The sequence below is a fragment of the Comamonas kerstersii genome (assembly GCF_008801935.1).
Lineage (GTDB): Bacteria > Pseudomonadota > Gammaproteobacteria > Burkholderiales > Burkholderiaceae_C > Comamonas > Comamonas kerstersii.
The window spans coordinates 22,755-39,184 of record NZ_VZOT01000009.1; the positions used below are offsets into that span (position 1 = coordinate 22,755).

Here is a 16,430-nt window from a genome sequence, read left to right on the forward strand (position 1 = left end):
TACGGAGACGTTTCATGTCCTTAGCCCGACGTAGCTTTGTTATTTCCTCCTTGCTTATGCCCCTGGTCACATGGGCAGATGCTTATCCCAGCAAACCCATTGAATGGGTCGTGCCCTATGCTGCGGGTGGCGGCACAGACGTAGTGGCACGCGTACTCAGCGAGCCCATGGGCAAGGCACTGGGCCAGTCCATCATCGTGGTCAACAAGCCTGGCGCAGCCACCAACATCGGTGCGGATGCCGTAGCGCGCGCCAAGCCCGATGGCTACACCATTCTGACTGGGGACACTGGCACCCTGGCTGCCAACCCCTATCTGTACAAAAAACTCAGCTACAGCGCAGAAAAAGACTTCGCGCCAGTGGGGCTGCTGGTGCGCTTTCCCATGCTGCTGGTGGTCAACAGCCAGCTGCCGGTCAACAACTATGCTGAATTTGTGGAATGGGCCAAGCAGCAGGCCAAAGGTGTTTCCTATGGCACGCCTGGCGCAGGCAGCCCACACCATCTCGCCATTGAGTTGCTGCGCTCGCAAAGTGGCTTGAACTTTGTGCACATCCCCTACCGCGGCTCAGCCCCTGCGGTACAGGACGTTGTGGCGGGTCAGCTGCCATTCATGTTTGTAGACACGGCCGCAGGCATTCAGCACGTGCAAGGCGGCAAGATTCGCGCCATTGCCGTGGCCAGCCCTGCCCGTCTTCCTACACTGCCAGATGTACCTACGCTGGATGAACAAGGACTCAAAGGCTTTGAAGCCTATGCATGGCAAGGCATTGTGGCGCCGGCTGCCACCCCTAAGGAACGCGTAGCCAAGCTCTCCGATGCCCTGCAATCTGCGCTCAAGCAGGCTGACATCGTGGCCAAGCTGGAAGGCATGGCGCTGGAAGTCACGCCCAGCACCGCTGAAGAAATGGATGCCTACGCTAGCGCAGAACGTAACAAGTGGCGCAGAGTGATTGAAGAGAGCCAAATCACACTGGACTGAGCCGCCTCAAGATCGCTATCTTGTGCGGGAACGTACAGGTAGTGAGAATTGGGGCTTTCAAAGACCCCGCCTTGCAAAGGCCTGCCACATATTCTCTGGCAGGCCTTTGGTTTGAATGACAGCCATGAATTCACGCGAACACACAGACTGGGTGCCTCTGGACAGGACCTACACCCACCGCATTCACACGCTGATGAAGCTGGCCGATCGCATCACGCAGCTCGCCTATGAGCAAGAGTCCGGCATTCCCGCCCATGAAGCGCGCTGCCTGGCAGCCATTGGCAACTTTGCGCCGCTTTCCGTGAAAGATCTGGCACGAAGCGCCAACCTCGATAAGGCCCAGGCCAGCCGCGCAGCGCAGGCACTGGTAGACAAAGGCCTGATTCTGAAAGCAAGCAGCCCAACCGATGGGCGCGGTGTGGTGCTGAACCTCACGGCGCAAGGCCGCGAAGTATGGGTGCGAACCATGCGTCTGGTCACGCGGCGCAACCAGGAAATAACAGCCTGTCTGGATGCAGAGGAAGCACAGCAGCTGGATGTCATTCTGGACAAGCTTGTGGCCCATGCGCGCCAGAGTCTCACGTAGTGGCACCGGCCAAGGCAATATTTCCCGTGCACTGCCATGTGCGCTGCATCTTTGTGCAGAATATGCGCTTATGAGAATCCTCCACACCATGCTGCGCGTTGGCAATCTCCAGCGCTCTATCGATTTCTACACCAAGGTGCTTGGCATGCAATTGCTGCGCACTTCGGAAAACACCGAGTACAAGTACTCGCTGGCCTTTCTGGGCTATGAAGGCGGCAACCCCAACCAGGCAGAAATTGAGCTGACCTATAACTGGGGCACTGAAAGCTATGACATGGGCACGGCTTATGGCCACATTGCCATTGGTGTGCCAGACGCCTACGCGGCTTGCGACAAGATCCGCGCTGCGGGCGGCACCATTACGCGCGAAGCTGGCCCCGTCAAGGGCGGCACAACCGTGATTGCTTTTGTGACAGACCCTGATGGCTACAAGATTGAGCTGATCGAACGCAAGGACGACGCTGGCACTGGTACTGGCTTGCGTTAAACCATATCCACGGTCACCTTCAAACGCCCAGGTAGCTGATGCACCGGGCGTTTTTTATTTCTTCAGCAGTGAAACTTCCACACGGCGGGCTTCAGCCAGATCGAGCGTGTCTTTGGAGACTGCGGGTTTGTTCATCTGCATGACAGATGCTGGTACACCCAGATCTATCAGGCGTTTTTGCACTTCCAGCGCGCGTTTTTTTGCCAGCGCAGTGTTGAGCATGGGATTGCCTGTCTGATCATGAAAGCCCGCAATCTGAATCTTGTGCCCGTCACGCCAGGCATCTGCAATGGCTTTCAGGCCCTGATCCGCAGTCTCGCGCAGCTCTGCACGGCTGGCCGCAAAAAAGAACTTCACCTTGTCCTGCTCTACCCGGTAAGCCGGTGTACCCGCCTGCACGACGGCCGAAGGAGCCAGTGAAGGCGGCTCGTATGCGTGGGGGCTTAACCCCGCCTGCTGCAAAGTCTCTGTGCTTGAAGCAGCAGATGCTGATGGGCTGTCGCTGGAAGCATCAGCTTCCACCGAAAACGCCACAAGCATGGCAATACCTGCAGCAAAAGCAGCAAGAGGCAGTAAGGGAGGATGGGCAGCGGCGCTGAACTGTGACATGGGCAGGATCTTGCAAGCGAACGGATGTGCGCAGTGGAGCGTGGAGGTCGGTTTCTAAGTGTTACGAGAAATTGTAAAAAAATCTATACATTGGTGAGCTCTTTTTACTGCAGCACATCAAAAAAATGCCTAGTAACTTCCCTTTCATTGGCATTTTCACGGTACACAATCCGCTGTATGAGCCAAATTTCCACCCACATTGCTGATTTGCGCAAGAGCTATGAACGTGCGGAGCTCAACGAAACAGCCTCGCATGCTGACCCTCTGCAGCAGTTTGACCAGTGGCTGCAAGAAGCCATCAAGGCAGAAATTGCCGAGCCCAACGCCATGACGGTGGCCACCGTGGGCAGCAACCTGCGACCCAGCACACGGGTCGTGCTGATCAAGGGCTATGACGAGCGAGGCATTGTCTGGTACACGAACTACGACAGTCGCAAAGGCAAGGAGTTGGCTGGCAACCCTTTTGCTGCCTTGCAGTTTCACTGGGTGGATCTGGAGCGTGTGGTACGCATCGAAGGCCGCGTCGAGCGTGTGAGTGCGCAGGAAAGTGACGCCTATTTCAACAGCCGCCCGCTTGACTCACGCATTGGCGCCTGGGCCAGCCCGCAAAGCCAGGTCATCAGCGGCCGCAGTGTGCTGGTGACGAATGCGGCCAAATACGGTGCGCAGTTTCTGTTGAACCCTCCTCGCCCTCCGCACTGGGGTGGCTTTCGTCTGGTGCCGGACCGCTGGGAATTCTGGCAAGGGCGCAAAAGCCGTCTGCATGACCGCCTGCGTTATGAACTGAGAAACAACGAGTGGGTGCGCGAGCGTCTTGCCCCTTGATGGCAATGGGCCGCTAAAAATCAGCTTTCCACGTGTGAAGGCTGATTTTTCAACATGTAAGCTAGATTCAATACAATATTTATAGCTGCTTGCGCAGTTCTATAAAGGTTTTTAGATATTTTTCATCTTGAAACCCAATGAATTCAAGCGCTAGCAGCTATCTTTTTATTGAACCGCACTGATCAGCAACAGCATCACAGGCACGGTGACAAGACAGCACATGGTGCCCAGTGCAATGCTGGCCGTGACCTCTTCTTCTGCCACACCATAGCGCTGGGCAAACATCAGCACATTGGCCCCTGTGGGCAAGGCCGCAGCAAGCGCCATGGCCATCATGGGAATGCCCTGCAGATGCATGCACCAAGCCACGGCCAGAAAGACCAGCGGGTGAATCACAATCTTGACGCCTGCCATGCGCAGTGCCGGCTTGAGCAAACTGCCGATGCGGCTGTACGCCAGGGTCACGCCTACCAGCAGCAAGGCCATGGCGCCCAGCGCTGAGCCCAGCAGTTGCAGGGGCTTGTCAATCACAGCCGGAATGCTCCAGCCCGTCTGCGCAAACAGCAGCCCTGCAATAATCGGCAGCGGCACAGGGTGAATGACGCTGTTTTTCGCGGCCTGCCCCAGCGTGCGCAGCAGTCCTTGCGGCCGCCCTGCCTCGCTGTGCTGCCGGGCCTGCGCAAGTTCCAGAATCAAGGTGCCACTGCCCAGCAGCAGCAGCGCGTGAACGGAAATCAAGGTCAGCAAAACCACCAACCCCTCCTTGCCCAGCACCAGGCCAATCAGGGGAATGCCGATCATCACGTTATTGCTGAAGGTATGGCCCAGCGCACGCGTTGCAGCCCGCGTGTTAAAGCCGTTGACCAGCAAGGTGCCCGCAAACACCAGCCCTGCGGCCATGAAGTACACCACGATGGGCTTGAAATCCAGCTCAGACAGCCGCACGCTGGCCATGGTGCGAAACAGCAGTGCCGGGGTCAGCACATAAAACACCAGGTGCGACAGATCGCGAATGGCCGTAGCCCGGATCCAGCCCAGCTTGGCGGCCAGCACACCGCTCATGATGATCAGAACAACAGGCAGCAAAGCCGTCAGCGCAGGGGAATCCACGTTGCCACATCCATAAAAAAAGCCGAGGCACGCACCCTGCGTACCTCGGCTTGACATCTTAAGAAGATTTCAGTGCATGGACGGACAAACTGGCGACCGATTTTGGCGCTCACCGTGCTCGCTACCCAGCATTGCATGGATGCAGACCAAGAGCATCTACATCGGAAATATGCATAAAAAGTGGCTTTACCGCTGATACAGCAGGCGATAACAGCTATGGTTTTAGAAAATTCAGACCGGCATATGTGGCGGTGCACGTGCATCAAAGCCCGCGCGAGCCACAGGCCATGCACCGGCTGCCGGGCACCAGACCGGAACAGCATGCGGCTGGCCATGGGGGTGCAATGCCAGCGGCAAGGGCTGGTCGCAACCGAGGTTGAGCTGGTCAAAGGCCAGACACTCCAGCGCAGAGTGTTCCGCAAACAGCGCATGCCCGGCTTCATCCCCTGGCTGTGCCTGGGTGTGTGGCAATACAGGTGCGTGCAGCACTTCATGCATGCGCCCCAGCGCTGGTGCCACCACCAGAGCCAATGCCAGCCACCACGCCATCCAGGGCGTGCGCAGTTGGTGCATGCGGGACAAGAAAGTCATGACAAAGTTACGCAGTAGCTCGCCCTGTGCTTAGTGGCTATGACGCATGCCGCAGTTCTTGCCCAGTGCCAGGCCCTTGCAGCTGGTCTGCAATTGCTTCTGGCAGTCTTCGTACTTGTTGCCCTGTTCCAGACACTGTGCGGCCTGCTCGTGGGCGTGCGCCATACCGCGGTGGCGTTCGATGTCTTCCAGCGTGTGCTTGTCCAGCTGGCTGGATGCAGGCGCTGCGTGGTCATGGGCGTGCGCATCCTTGGCATGGTCGTGGTTATGGGCAAAAGCCGGTGCGCTCAGCGCCAAAGTGGCGGCAAAGATGCAAAGCAGTGATTTCATGGTGTGAAGTCCTTGAAGGTGAAGGTAAAAAAGCCAAACGTGCTGCGTGTGGCGCTCATTCAGGGCTTTGTGCACATTGCGCGCACTCGCCATGCATGGCCACATCAATGGAAGGATTGCGCACACCCGCGCTGTGTGCCAGGGCCTGGCGCAGAGCCTGCAGCGCCGACTGCACGGCGGCTGAGCCCTGATCCAGGCTGAAGTGCTGGCGGCAGCGCGTGCATTCGAGTTGCGGCACGGCATCGGCACCCTCTGCCGAGCGCAGCCAGTAACGCGTCACACGCGAAGCATCCACGCTGCGCTGCAGCAAGCCCGCCTGCACAAAGCGGTCCAGCGCCCTGTACACCGTCACGCGATTCACCACCACCCCACGCGCCTGCAAGGCGGATTCGACCGTACTTTCGGTCCAGCCCTGCATGGGCTGCTGGGGCAGGATGTCAAGCATGGCCAGCACCGCACGCGTGGCACGCATGCCAGCGGGCAGCTGCAGTGGTGTAGAAGGTGAAACAACAGGCATAGGCAATTCCATGGCATTGCTAACGCAACACAGTTGCAATTATGCCTGTGCAAAGTGCAGCTTCAGTCGTCCTGCTTCACGTGCTGCGCAAAGGTATGCAGGAACTTCTGCACCTTGGGGCCGACCACATAGGCGCAGTAGCCCTGCAATGGATTGCGCGCAAAGTAGTCCTGGTGGTAGCCCTCGGCAGGCCAGTAGTTGTCCAGCGGCTGCACCTGCGTCACAACCGGCTGACCAAAGGTGTTCTGCGCATTGAGCTGCTGCACAAAAGCCTGTGCCTGCTGCAGCTGGGCCTCGGTGGTTGTGTAGATGGCACTGCGGTACTGCGTGCCTACATCGTTGCCCTGGCGGTTAAGTGTGGTGGGGTCGTGCGTGCCAAAGAAGATCTCCAGCAACTGCTCCAGTGCAATCTGCGCCGGGTCAAACTCCACTTTGAGCACTTCGGCGTGCCCGGTCGTGCCTTCACACACCTGCTCGTAGCTGGGGTTGGGCACATGGCCATTGGCGTAACCGCTTTGCACATCCAGCACGCCCCGTACGCGGTCGAACACAGCTTCTGTGCACCAGAAACAGCCGCCGCCGAAATAGATGGTTTCCTTCATACCCTGTTTGTACACGCTGTCATCCCGCACTGACTACCGGCACCATGCTTGCCCATGTAGGAAGCAATCCTTACTTGACGCACACCCATCTGCTTTCTAAGATTCATGGTTAATGACCAATCGGTCATTTTCTTTTTCCCCTACCGCTCTGACACTCAGGTGAACACTGCTTCCACCCGCCGCACTCGCCGCAAAGCAGCACGCCCGGCTGAACTGCTGGCGGCGGCCACGCGCCTGTTTGTGGAAAAAGGCTATGCCGCCACCCGCGTGGAAGAAGTGGCTGCGCTGGCCAATGTCTCCAAAGGCACCCTGTTTCTGTACTACCCCAGCAAGGAGGCCCTGCTCAAGGCCGTGGTGCGCGAAAACATTGCCGGGCGCTTTGCCGAATGGCAGGCCGAGCTGGAAAGCTTTACCGGCAGCACGGCCGATCTGGTGCGCTATGCCTTTGCTGTCTGGCTGGAGCGCATTGCCAACAGCGAAGCAGGTGGCATCTACAAGCTGATGACCAGCGAGTGCTGCAACTTCCCTGAGCTGGCCAGCTTTTACCTGCAGGAAGTGATTTACCCCGGGCAGGCGCTGGTGCGCCGCATTCTGGAACGCGGTATTGCACGTGGCGAGTTCCGGCCCATTGACCTGGACGCTGGCGTGCACCTGATCATGACGCCCATGTTCTCCTACATCCAGTGGAGGCATTCCATGGGTGTGCACTACCCCGAATCGCTGGGCATCAGCGACACGGCGTACTTCGATATTCACGTTGACAACCTTCTGCGCGGCCTTGCCGCACTATCCGCATGACGCAGACTTCTTCTTCCTCTTCCTTTCGTGTGCCGAAATGGATGTGGCTGCTGGCCATTATTTCTGTCATTGCCATCGCAGCTGGCGTCTGGCGAGCGGTCGATGGCAGAAGCGCAAAAAAAGAAGCACTTGAGGCAAGCACAGCAAGCGCTGCACGCACTTTCAGCATTCCTTCACAGGAGTGGTTTACCGTGCAGCCCAGGCAGATGCCACTGGGCATTCCCATCACCGGCAGCCTCTCAGCCATGGACAGCGCGCTCGTCAAAGCCCGCATTCCCGGGGAACTGCGCGATCTGCAGCTGCGTGAAGGCGACCGTGTCACACGCGGCCAGGTGATTGCTCGGGTCGATGCCACAGAAACCGAGGCACGCTTTCGCCAGGCCAAGCTGCAGGCCGATGCCGCACAGGCCCAGGTCACGATTGCCCAGCGCCAGTACGACAACAACCGCGCACTGGTGGCCAAGGGCTTTATCTCTGATACGGCCCTGACCTCGTCCCTGTCCAGCCTGCAGGCCGCACAGGCCAACCACGCGGCGGCGCGTGCTGCCCAGGATGCCGCCCGCAAAAACCTGGATGACACCGTGCTGCGCAGCCCCATTGACGGCCAGATTGCCAGCCGCATGGCACAAAACGGCGAACGCGTGAATGTGGAAGCTCCCATTGTGGAAGTCGTAAACCTGTCTGCGCTGGAGCTGGAAGCGCAGATTCCTGCCAACGACTCTGCACAGGTTCAGATCGGCCAGGCGGCAAGCCTGCAGCTGCGTGCCAGCAACGGTCAGCTGCCTCAGAACCTGCAGGCCAAGGTGGTGCGCATCAACCCCAGCGCCTCCAGCAGCAACCGTGCGGTACCTGTCTATCTGCAGGTACTGCCCGCTGAAGGCGTCACCCTGCGACCCGGCATGTATGTAGAAGGCTTTATCCAGACCGGCAGTCTTGAAACACTGGCTGTTCCCCTGTCTGCCGTGCATACCGACCAGCCTCTGCCCTATGTGCAGACCGTGCGGGATGGCACCGTGCAGCACACCACGGTGTCGCTGGGCGCACGCAGCGTGGGGCAGGACGTGACCTGGGTAGCCGTTGAAGGTCTGCAGCCTGAACAGATCGTGCTCACAGGCTCTGCGGGGCGTATTCCTGCAGGCACGCGGGTTGAGCTGCAGCCGCAATCCACACCTGCCCAGCCGTCCAATGCCTCGTAGCGCAGAAAGAAGAGCTGCATCATGTGGTTTACCAAGGTAAGTCTGCGCAATCCGGTCATGGCCACCATGGTCATGCTGGCCTTTGTGGTGCTGGGTCTGTTTTCCTACCAGCGTCTGGCGATTGATCAGTTCCCGAATGTGGATTTTCCCGTGGTGGTCGTCACCGTGGACTATCCCGGCGCTTCACCCGAAGTGGTGGAAAGCGAAGTCACCAAGCCGCTGGAAGAAGCCATCAATTCGATTTCGGGCATTAATGCGCTGACCTCGCGCAGCTACGAAGGCAAGTCCGTCATCATCATCGAGTTCCAGCTGCACATGGATGGCCGCAAGGCCGCTGACGATGTGCGCGAGAAAGTAGCCACCGTACGTCCTACGCTGCGAGATGAGGTCAAGGAGCCGTGGGTGCTGCGCTTTGACCCGGCCAGCGCACCCGTGTGGTCTGTGGCGGTACTGCCCAATCCAGCTACCTTGCCTGAAGGCGCCCAGCCACTCACGCCCATCCAGCTGACCACCTGGGCCGACCAGGTGCTTAAAAAACGCCTGGAAAACGTGCGCGGCGTGGGTGCCGTCAATCTGGTGGGCAGTACACCGCGCGAGATCAATATCTATCTGGAGCCCACATCGCTCAAAGCCTATGGCATCACCCCAGCTCAGGTGGTGCAGGCGGTGCGCAGCGAAAACCAGGACCTGCCGGTAGGTACCATCCGCTCTTTACAGCAGGAACGCGTGGTGCAGATCAATGCACGCGTTGCCCGCCCTGAGCAGTTCGCCGACATTGTGGTTGCACAGCGCAATGGCGCCCCTGTGCGCCTGGGCCAGCTGGCGCGCATTCAGGATGGCGCGCAGGAACTGGAGAGCCTGGCGCTGTACAACGGCGAGCGCACGCTGGTGCTGTCGGTACAAAAAGCACAGGATGAAAACACCATCGAAGTGGTCAACGGCCTCAACCGTGTGGTCGCAGAGCTGGACCAGGACCTGCCGCCCGGCATCATGCTCGAGACCATTGCCAACACGGCCCGCCCCATTCAGGTGGCTGTGGACAACGTGCGCCAGACGCTGATTGAAGGCGCGGTGCTCACGGTACTGATTGTGTTTCTGTTCCTGAACTCCTGGCGCTCGACCATCATCACCGGCCTGACCCTGCCCATTGCGCTGATCGGCACCTTCTGGTTCATGTACATGTTTGGTTTTTCAATCAACATGGTCACGCTGATGGCGCTGTCGCTGTGCGTGGGCCTGTTGATTGACGATGCCATCGTGGTGCGCGAGAACATCGTGCGCCACGTGCAGATGGGCAAGTCGCCCTATGACGCGGCCATGGACGGCACGCAGGAAATTGGTCTGGCCGTGCTGGCGACCACCCTGTCCATCGTGGCCGTGTTCCTGCCCATTGGTTTCATGGGCGGCATCATTGGCAAGTTCTTCCACGAATTTGGCATCACCATCGTGGCAGCGGTGCTGATTTCCATGTTCGTCAGCTTCACGCTGGACCCTATGCTCTCCAGCGTCTGGCATGACCCCAGCATTCACCTGCACGGGCAGCCTGCCGCGAACAGCAAACGCAGCCTGTACGACCGCACCCTCGGTCGCCTCACGGCCTGGTTTGACAAGGCGACAGAAGACCTGACCGAGCTGTACCAGCGCCTGCTGCGCTGGTCGCTGATGCACAAGCTGGCCACCGTGCTCTCTGCGCTTGCCATCTTTATCAGCAGCTTGCTGATGCTGCCCTTGCTGGGCTCTGAATTTGTGCCCGGTGCGGACTTTTCGGAAACCTACGTCAACTTCGAAACGCCGCAAGGCTCCTCCATCGAAGCCACGGAAACCAAGGCACGGCAGGTGGAAGCCATCATCCGCGCCCAGCCCGGCGTGCGCTATACGCTGACCACCATCAACACAGGCAGCGCCGAAGGCAAGCACTCGGCCAGCATCTACATTCGCCTGACAGACCGCAGCGAACGCGCTCAGAGTCTGGAGCAGATGACGCGCACGCTGCGTGATGCACTGCGGGGCATTCCCGGCATTCTGGTCACGCACGTGGGCCAGCTGGAACCCGTGAGCGGCCAAAAGCAGATCGAGTTTTCCATCATGGGGCCTGACCTGCAGGAGCTGGACCGCATCAGCCAGGAGCTGCAGACCAAGCTGCAGCACATTCCCGGTCTGGTCGATCTGGACAGCAGCCTGCAGCCGCCCAAACCCATTGTGGAAGTCAAAGTCCACCGTGATGCAGCAGCTGATCTGGGGCTTTCCGTGGCCAGCATTGCCAGCAGCCTGCGCACGCTGGTGGCTGGCGACACCATTGGCAACTGGCGCGCCAGCGATGATGAAACCTATGACGTGAATGTGCGCCTGGCGCCTGAAGCACGCACCCAGCCTGCGGACTTGCAGCACCTGCCTTTTGTACAGACACAGGCAGATGGCAGCCCGCGTGTGGTGGAGTTGAATCAGGTGGCCGATGTGGTCGAGTCGCGCAGCCCCAGCCAGATCAACCGCCGCTCCATGACGCGAGAAGTGCAGTTCACCGCCAATACCTCGCTGCGCTCGGCGGGTGAAGTCTCCAGTGACATTGCCAAGATGCTGCAGGATCTGCAATTGCCGCCCGGCTACCACTGGGAGTTTGGGGGCTCTACCAAGAACATGAATGAGTCCTTTGCCTATGCCGTGTCTGCACTGGCGCTGGCCGTTATCTTCATCTACATGATTCTGGCCAGCCAGTTCAAGAGCTTTATCCAGCCGCTGGCGCTGATGACTTCGCTGCCCCTGACCCTGATTGGCGTGGTGCTGGCACTGATGATGTTCAACTCTGCCATGAGCATGTTCTCCATCATCGGCATCGTGATGCTCATGGGCCTGGTCACCAAGAACGCCATCTTGCTGGTGGACTTTGCCATCCGTGCCCGTGGCGAACACACGAACGAGCAAGGCGAGATCAGCCCGGGTCTGCCTCGCGAGCAGGCCCTGCTGCTGGCGGCTCGCGTGCGCCTGCGCCCGATTCTGATGACCACGCTGGCCATGGTGTTTGGCATGGTGCCGCTGGCCTTTGCCGTCAGCGAAGGGGCCGAGCAGCGCGCCCCCATGGGCCAGGCCGTCATTGGCGGGGTGATTACCTCGTCGCTGCTGACGCTGGTGGTCGTGCCCGTGGTGTATTGCTATCTGGATGATTTCACGCAGTGGCTCAAGCGACTTTGGCATGGGCGCGAGTCCGACAAGGCCGCAAACCCATCCTCACCCTCGTAGAATCACGGATTTGTTTCAGATAAGCCATCCCGTAGCGGAGGAGACCACCATGAATTTGCCCCTGAACAGCCTGTTAGACCGTAACGACGCCACCGAAAACGCACGTTACAACATGGTCCAGCAGCAAGTGCGCCCCTGGAATGTGGACGGTGAACGACTGCTGGACGCGCTCTACACCGTGCGCCGCGAAGATTTCACCCCACCTGCACACTACAGCCTGGCATTCATGGACGTGCTCGTTCCTCTGACTGAAGGCGCTCAGTCCCTGGACAAGGGCGAATGCATGTTCCAGCCCCGCGTGGAAGCCCGCATGATCAACGACGTGGACGTGCAGCCCACCGACCACGTGCTGGAAATTGGCACCGGCTCTGGCTACAGCGCTGCCTTGCTGTCCAAGCTGGCCAAGGAAGTGGTGACACTGGAGCTGAACGCCGAGCTGGCCGAAATGGCACGCGAAAACCTGGCGGACGCTGGCTGCGACAACGTGAGCGTGCGCGTGGCCGATGGTTCCAAGGACGTGCTGCCTGAAGGCCCCTTTGACGTCATCATGCTCAGCGGCTCGGTGGAAAGCATTCCTGAAGAGCTCCTGCCCCACCTCAAAGATGGTGGCCGACTGTCTGCCATCGTTGGCAATGAGCCCGTGATGCGTTTCACCGTGGTCACCAAGCAAGGCGGCTCCATCGTGACCAAGACCCCTTGGGACATCGTGGCTCCTCGCCTGCACGGCTTCAACACGACCAACCGTTTCAAGTTCTAAGTTCCCTGCCCGCATCACCGGAGAAAGTTTGCATGTTCTATCAAGTCCCCCCAGCCCAGTTTGATGAGTGGCTGGGTCAATTCGCCGGTGATGCCGTCAAGCCTCTGGTGCTTGACGTTCGTGAGCCTTGGGAATGCCAGATCGCCAGCATTGTGCCCAGCGACCAGTTTGAGCTGCAGTGCATTCCCATGGGGCAAATCCTTTCTCGCTTTGAAGAGCTGGACCCTGACCGCCCCACTGCCTGCCTGTGCCACCACGGCGCACGCAGCATGAGTGTGGCGAACTATCTGGTGCGCGCCGGTTTTGAATCGGTAGCCAACATCGCCGGCGGCATTAACGCATGGTCGCAGGAACGCGATCCGAGCGTGCCCACGTACTGACACAGCCCTGAGCGAGATTCTGGAGACGAATTCATGGTGTTCCCCACTGCGTTGCGAAACCTTGCCGCTTTCCGCTTCTCGCTCAGTCATCTGGCCTGCGCTGCAGCACTGTGCTGCGCATGGCCTGCCGCGCAGGCCCAAAGTCTGGTCGAACTCACCGAGCGGGCCCAGACCTACGACGCTGCCTGGCAAAGTGCACGTGCACAGTACGAGGCCACCCTCAGCCAGAGCGCACAGGCCAAAGCCGGCTTGCTGCCACAGATTGGCATTCAGGCCGGCAGCCAGTACAACGAAACACGTGTGCGCGGTGATTTCCCCTCGCGCCAGCTGGATGCCCGTCAAGACTCCGCCAGCCTGCAGGCCACCCAGCCGCTGTACAACCCTGCCAACTTTGCCACTTACAAGCAGGGCCAGTTTCAGGCAGAACTGGCTCAGATTCAGCTTGATGCAGCCTCGCAGGACCTGCTGGTGCGCACAGCCCAGGCCTACTTCCAGGTACTGACCACACAGGAAACGCTCAAGCTGGTCCGCGCCCAGCAACGCTCGGTCGCTGAACAATACGAATTTGCCAAGCGCCGTTTTGAAATTGGCGACGCCACCATCACGGATGCGCGCGAAGCGCAATCCCGCCTGGACCTGATCCGCGCCCAGGAAATTGCTGCAGCCAACGATGTGCGCGTTGCCCAGGCTGCGCTCGATCAACTGCTGGGCACCAGCAATGCCAGCCCCTGGCCCCTCGCCCAGCCCGAGCGCCTGCCTGAACTGACACCTGGCGACCTGCAAGCCTGGCTGGACCAGGCGGAAAACCACAGCCCGCAAATCCGCCAGGCTCGCATTGCGCAGGACATTGCCAGACTGGAAACTGACAAGGCCTACGCTGGCCACAAGCCCACGGTGGATCTTCAGGCCAGCTACGGCACGCAGCGCAACCCCGATGGCTCATTGACTCCGGGTATGCCCGGCGGCCGCGTCAACTCCACAGTCGGCAGCGTGGGCGTGGTCATGAACATTCCTCTGTTTGCAGGTTTTGCCGTACAAAACCGCGTCAAGGAAACCCTGTCACTCGAGGAAAAAGCCCGCGCAGATCTGGAAGGCGCCAGACGTCAGGTCGCCCAGGCCGTGCGCACGGCCTTCTTTGGCGTGCAGTCGGCCTATGAACAGGTCAAGGCACTGGAAACTGCGGTCGCTTCCAGCCAGAGTTCTCTGGAAGCCAATATGCTCGGCTACGAGGTAGGTGTGCGCATCAATCTGGACGTGCTCAACGCCCAGAGCCAGCTGTTCCAGTCGCAAAAAGACCTGGCACATGCCCGATACCAGCTGCTGCTTGGCCTGCTGCAACTGCGCCAGGCTGCGGGCAATCTGCGCATGCAGGATGTGCACACCATCAATGCCGTCCTCAGCCCTGCAGCGCAAAACCTCACACAGCCTGCTTCATAAAAAAGAGCTGCCAGCGCTTGTCATTACTGGTTTTCAAAGTCATAGAGCTTTGAAACCTTTATTTTTGCTGCGCAAGCAGCTCTATTTTTCATAGTTCCCTATCACACCTCTGTCACAGCATGTGCAGGACTGCCGATCTGTGTTTCGGTCGCTTTAAAACAGCATGTAAGCTAGATTCAAATGCCGTAAAAAAAGCTCCGGCAGTCACGCCGGAGCAGTGGCTGGTACTGGCTTACTTGACCAGCTCCAGCATTTGCTTGAATGCGGGCTGCTCGCAGCTGCGCAGCCACTCAAAAGCCACCATCTCTGTGGTCACCAGCTCTGCGCCAGCACCGGCCAGGCGGTCGAATGCTGCATCGCGGTTGCGCTCTGTGCGCGAGCTGCAGGCATCCGTCACCACCCAGACTTCCATCTCTTCTTCCAGCAGTTGCAGTGCGGTCTGCATCAGGCAGACATGGGCTTCGCAGCCTGCAATCACAATGGAGGGGCGCTCGGGCTCCTGCGGTGCCGCAGGCTTTTGCAGGTGCTTGGGCAAGCTACGGGCATTGCCGCCCTGCTGCTTTTTGACGGGAGGACGCAGCAGATCAATCAAGCCGTCTTCTACCGCGCTAAAGCTCATCTTGGCCAAAGTGCGATCACTCAGGGCGCGCAGCTCTGCCGCATTAGGCCCCAGTTTGGAAGGATTTTGCTCGGTCGCCCACACAGGCACCTGCATCATCTTGGCAATCTTGGCCAGCTTGACCGCATTGGCCAGCACCTGCTGCCCTTCGAAAATGGCAGGCATCAGTTTTTCCTGATAGTCAATCAGCACCAGTTGCGAATCATCGGCGTCCAGCAGCATGTAGTTTTCCTGTGTTCTGTTGTGCAAAACCTTATTGTCGCAGCGAAGCCTCAACCCCGTGGCATGCCTGCACACACAGCGACGACAGGCTGCAGCCTCACAATATTGAAACAAGACGTTTCAGAAGCCGGGATATGCCCCGTCTTTGACATAGCTCTCATTTGTGCCATGCCCGCCGCGTGATAATCTCAAGACTATGACATGCAAATGGCTATTAGTTCTGGCCCTGGCATGTGGCAGCGTACATGCCACGCCTCCAGACCAAGAAGAACATCAAGCCCCCCTTTCCCATGAACGTCTGACAGAAATTCTGGCAGAGCGTGGGTTGGGCGCTAATTTGCAGTCCATGGGCGAGTCGGTTGCGTCCAACACTTCCGATCTGATCAGCACCGCCATGGGCATGATCGGCATTCCCTACCGCTTCGGCGGCACCAATGCTGAAACGGGTTTTGACTGCAGTGGCTTTGTGCGCGCCATCTATCAGGAAGCCGTTGGCCACGTTCTGCCCCGCAACGCACGTGAGCAAGCCAAGGCCACCCAGAAAATCGACAAAAAAGACCTCAAGCCCGGTGATCTGGTGTTCTTCAACACCATGCGCCGAGCTTTCAGCCATGTCGGCATTTATGTGGGTAATGGCCAGTTCATCCATGCACCACGGCGCGGCAAAAGCGTGCGCGTGGAAAGCATGAATAGCAAATACTGGTCCAAGCGCTTTAACGGTGCACGTCGCGTTGACGTTGCACTGAGCCAGCCTCAAGCCATCAACACCAGCACCTCCCCCATTCAGCCCTGAAGTCAGGCCCTACTCTGGCCCACAGTTCAGGACTTCACACTTATGTCTACACCACAGCCCGACAAGGCCATGCCACGGCCCAAACTGGTTTTCTGGATCATTGGAACACCTGTGGCCCTGTTTGCCATTCTGATGCTGGGCAGCCAGATTCTGTTCAACCTCTCTCCTGCCAAAGAGCAGCAGTGGGTGGAGCGTGAAACCATTCGCCTGTGCTGGAAAGAGCGCGAAAAAGGCCCCAAGGAAGACACGCCACCACAGTTCACACCGGGCCAGTGTGAGCAGCTTGAATACGACTTCAAGAAGAAATGGAACATTAATCCATAGGATTCAGGCAGCTGATGCTTCACCAGCCATCAA

General features: G+C 58.9%; 19 protein-coding genes. 12 read left to right on the forward strand and 7 right to left on the reverse strand.

Translation table 11 applies throughout. The features are described from left to right. Nucleotides 1-14 precede the first annotated feature (14 nt). From F7P80_RS12255 to gloA, 3 genes are all read left to right on the forward strand, one after another. Nucleotides 15-980, forward strand: coding sequence for a Bug family tripartite tricarboxylate transporter substrate binding protein (locus tag F7P80_RS12255; protein ID WP_151045062.1), 966 nt, complete (start codon nt 15-17; stop codon nt 978-980). A gap of 124 nt (nt 981-1,104) precedes the next feature. Further along, nucleotides 1,105-1,566 carry a MarR family winged helix-turn-helix transcriptional regulator gene (locus F7P80_RS12260; protein ID WP_054065337.1) on the forward strand — a complete coding sequence of 154 codons (462 nt, stop codon included), beginning with the start codon at nt 1,105-1,107 and terminating at the stop codon, nt 1,564-1,566. Nucleotides 1,567-1,636: 70 nt separating this feature from the next. Beyond that, complete coding sequence (gene gloA, locus F7P80_RS12265; protein WP_054065296.1) at nt 1,637-2,053, forward strand: lactoylglutathione lyase; 417 nt, start codon at nt 1,637-1,639, stop codon at nt 2,051-2,053. A 54-nt stretch (nt 2,054-2,107) separates the two neighbouring features. On the opposite strand, the gene F7P80_RS12270 is transcribed toward gloA, so the two are convergent. Further along, on the reverse strand, nt 2,108-2,662 hold the full coding sequence (locus tag F7P80_RS12270; RefSeq protein ID WP_054065295.1) for an OmpA family protein: 555 nt from the start codon (nt 2,660-2,662) through the stop codon (nt 2,108-2,110). Nucleotides 2,663-2,839: 177 nt separating this feature from the next. On the opposite strand from F7P80_RS12270, the gene pdxH reads away from it, so the two are divergent. Next, the gene (pdxH, locus tag F7P80_RS12275; protein ID WP_151045064.1) at nt 2,840-3,487 is read left to right on the forward strand and encodes a pyridoxamine 5'-phosphate oxidase; all 648 of its coding nucleotides are present in this window, start codon (nt 2,840-2,842) and stop codon (nt 3,485-3,487) included. A gap of 165 nt (nt 3,488-3,652) precedes the next feature. Here pdxH and F7P80_RS12280 read toward each other — a convergent pair whose 3' ends face one another. The 5 genes from F7P80_RS12280 to msrA all read right to left on the reverse strand — a co-directional run bounded on the left by F7P80_RS12280 (nt 3,653) and on the right by msrA (nt 6,637). Continuing rightward, nucleotides 3,653-4,597 carry an AEC family transporter gene (locus F7P80_RS12280; RefSeq protein ID WP_151045066.1) on the reverse strand — a complete coding sequence of 315 codons (945 nt, stop codon included), beginning with the start codon at nt 4,595-4,597 and terminating at the stop codon, nt 3,653-3,655. Between the two features lie 231 nt (nt 4,598-4,828). After that, nucleotides 4,829-5,188, reverse strand: a complete 360-nt coding sequence (locus F7P80_RS12285; protein WP_077344941.1) for a hypothetical protein — start codon at nt 5,186-5,188, stop codon at nt 4,829-4,831. A 30-nt stretch (nt 5,189-5,218) separates the two neighbouring features. Then, complete coding sequence (locus F7P80_RS12290; protein WP_151045068.1) at nt 5,219-5,518, reverse strand: hypothetical protein; 300 nt, start codon at nt 5,516-5,518, stop codon at nt 5,219-5,221. A 55-nt stretch (nt 5,519-5,573) separates the two neighbouring features. Continuing rightward, on the reverse strand, nt 5,574-6,035 hold the full coding sequence (locus F7P80_RS12295) for a Fur family transcriptional regulator (protein WP_249041459.1): 462 nt from the start codon (nt 6,033-6,035) through the stop codon (nt 5,574-5,576). A 62-nt stretch (nt 6,036-6,097) separates the two neighbouring features. Continuing rightward, entirely contained in the window at nt 6,098-6,637 is a 540-nt protein-coding gene (gene msrA / locus F7P80_RS12300) for a peptide-methionine (S)-S-oxide reductase MsrA (protein WP_054065335.1), read from the reverse strand. A 159-nt stretch (nt 6,638-6,796) separates the two neighbouring features. On the opposite strand from msrA, the gene F7P80_RS12305 reads away from it, so the two are divergent. From F7P80_RS12305 to F7P80_RS12330, 6 genes are read left to right on the forward strand one after another with little or no spacing between them, the layout of a single operon-like run. Beyond that, nucleotides 6,797-7,435 (forward strand): TetR/AcrR family transcriptional regulator, encoded by a 639-nt coding sequence (locus F7P80_RS12305; protein ID WP_249041460.1) that lies wholly within the window; start codon nt 6,797-6,799, stop codon nt 7,433-7,435. Further along, on the forward strand, nt 7,432-8,631 hold the full coding sequence (locus F7P80_RS12310; protein WP_249041461.1) for an efflux RND transporter periplasmic adaptor subunit: 1,200 nt from the start codon (nt 7,432-7,434) through the stop codon (nt 8,629-8,631). Before F7P80_RS12305 ends, F7P80_RS12310 begins: the two co-directional genes overlap by 4 nt. A gap of 21 nt (nt 8,632-8,652) precedes the next feature. Continuing rightward, nucleotides 8,653-11,865, forward strand: a complete 3,213-nt coding sequence (locus tag F7P80_RS12315; protein ID WP_151045072.1) for an efflux RND transporter permease subunit — start codon at nt 8,653-8,655, stop codon at nt 11,863-11,865. Nucleotides 11,866-11,914: 49 nt separating this feature from the next. After that, nucleotides 11,915-12,622, forward strand: coding sequence for a protein-L-isoaspartate O-methyltransferase family protein (locus F7P80_RS12320; RefSeq protein ID WP_151045074.1), 708 nt, complete (start codon nt 11,915-11,917; stop codon nt 12,620-12,622). A 32-nt stretch (nt 12,623-12,654) separates the two neighbouring features. Next, a complete protein-coding gene (locus F7P80_RS12325; protein WP_151045075.1) occupies nt 12,655-13,002 on the forward strand; it encodes a rhodanese-like domain-containing protein in 348 nt (115 codons plus the stop codon). 33 nt (nt 13,003-13,035) lie between these two features. Then, complete coding sequence (locus F7P80_RS12330) at nt 13,036-14,439, forward strand: TolC family outer membrane protein (RefSeq protein WP_151045077.1); 1,404 nt, start codon at nt 13,036-13,038, stop codon at nt 14,437-14,439. Between the two features lie 232 nt (nt 14,440-14,671). Here F7P80_RS12330 and F7P80_RS12335 read toward each other — a convergent pair whose 3' ends face one another. Continuing rightward, nucleotides 14,672-15,280 carry an isochorismatase family protein gene (locus F7P80_RS12335; RefSeq protein WP_151045079.1) on the reverse strand — a complete coding sequence of 203 codons (609 nt, stop codon included), beginning with the start codon at nt 15,278-15,280 and terminating at the stop codon, nt 14,672-14,674. Between the two features lie 196 nt (nt 15,281-15,476). Here F7P80_RS12335 and F7P80_RS12340 point away from each other — a divergent pair, with 196 nt between their 5' ends. Then, nucleotides 15,477-16,073: a C40 family peptidase gene (locus tag F7P80_RS12340; protein ID WP_082669827.1), complete on the forward strand. Its 597-nt coding sequence runs from the start codon at nt 15,477-15,479 to the stop codon at nt 16,071-16,073. 42 nt (nt 16,074-16,115) lie between these two features. Next, nucleotides 16,116-16,397, forward strand: coding sequence for a hypothetical protein (locus F7P80_RS12345; protein ID WP_054065279.1), 282 nt, complete (start codon nt 16,116-16,118; stop codon nt 16,395-16,397). Nucleotides 16,398-16,430 lie beyond the last annotated feature (33 nt).

Excerpts from the sequence above, each read along its gene's own strand:
- F7P80_RS12320 (WP_151045074.1), top strand. The coding sequence starts at position 11,915 with ATGAATTTGCCCCTGAACAGCCTGTTAGACCGTAACGACGCCACCGAA.
- F7P80_RS12310 (WP_249041461.1), top strand. The coding sequence starts at position 7,432 with ATGACGCAGACTTCTTCTTCCTCTTCCTTTCGTGTGCCGAAATGGATG.
- msrA (WP_054065335.1), bottom strand. The coding sequence starts at position 6,637 with ATGAAGGAAACCATCTATTTCGGCGGCGGCTGTTTCTGGTGCACAGAA.
- F7P80_RS12315 (WP_151045072.1), top strand. The coding sequence starts at position 8,653 with ATGTGGTTTACCAAGGTAAGTCTGCGCAATCCGGTCATGGCCACCATG.
- F7P80_RS12255 (WP_151045062.1), top strand. The coding sequence starts at position 15 with ATGTCCTTAGCCCGACGTAGCTTTGTTATTTCCTCCTTGCTTATGCCC.
- F7P80_RS12330 (WP_151045077.1), top strand. The coding sequence starts at position 13,036 with ATGGTGTTCCCCACTGCGTTGCGAAACCTTGCCGCTTTCCGCTTCTCG.
- F7P80_RS12295 (WP_249041459.1), bottom strand. The coding sequence starts at position 6,035 with ATGCCTGTTGTTTCACCTTCTACACCACTGCAGCTGCCCGCTGGCATG.
- F7P80_RS12260 (WP_054065337.1), top strand. The coding sequence starts at position 1,105 with ATGAATTCACGCGAACACACAGACTGGGTGCCTCTGGACAGGACCTAC.
- F7P80_RS12340 (WP_082669827.1), top strand. The coding sequence starts at position 15,477 with ATGACATGCAAATGGCTATTAGTTCTGGCCCTGGCATGTGGCAGCGTA.
- gloA (WP_054065296.1), top strand. The coding sequence starts at position 1,637 with ATGAGAATCCTCCACACCATGCTGCGCGTTGGCAATCTCCAGCGCTCT.
- pdxH (WP_151045064.1), top strand. The coding sequence starts at position 2,840 with ATGAGCCAAATTTCCACCCACATTGCTGATTTGCGCAAGAGCTATGAA.
- F7P80_RS12335 (WP_151045079.1), bottom strand. The coding sequence starts at position 15,280 with ATGCTGCTGGACGCCGATGATTCGCAACTGGTGCTGATTGACTATCAG.
- F7P80_RS12345 (WP_054065279.1), top strand. The coding sequence starts at position 16,116 with ATGTCTACACCACAGCCCGACAAGGCCATGCCACGGCCCAAACTGGTT.
- F7P80_RS12290 (WP_151045068.1), bottom strand. The coding sequence starts at position 5,518 with ATGAAATCACTGCTTTGCATCTTTGCCGCCACTTTGGCGCTGAGCGCA.
- F7P80_RS12285 (WP_077344941.1), bottom strand. The coding sequence starts at position 5,188 with ATGACTTTCTTGTCCCGCATGCACCAACTGCGCACGCCCTGGATGGCG.
- F7P80_RS12325 (WP_151045075.1), top strand. The coding sequence starts at position 12,655 with ATGTTCTATCAAGTCCCCCCAGCCCAGTTTGATGAGTGGCTGGGTCAA.
- F7P80_RS12270 (WP_054065295.1), bottom strand. The coding sequence starts at position 2,662 with ATGTCACAGTTCAGCGCCGCTGCCCATCCTCCCTTACTGCCTCTTGCT.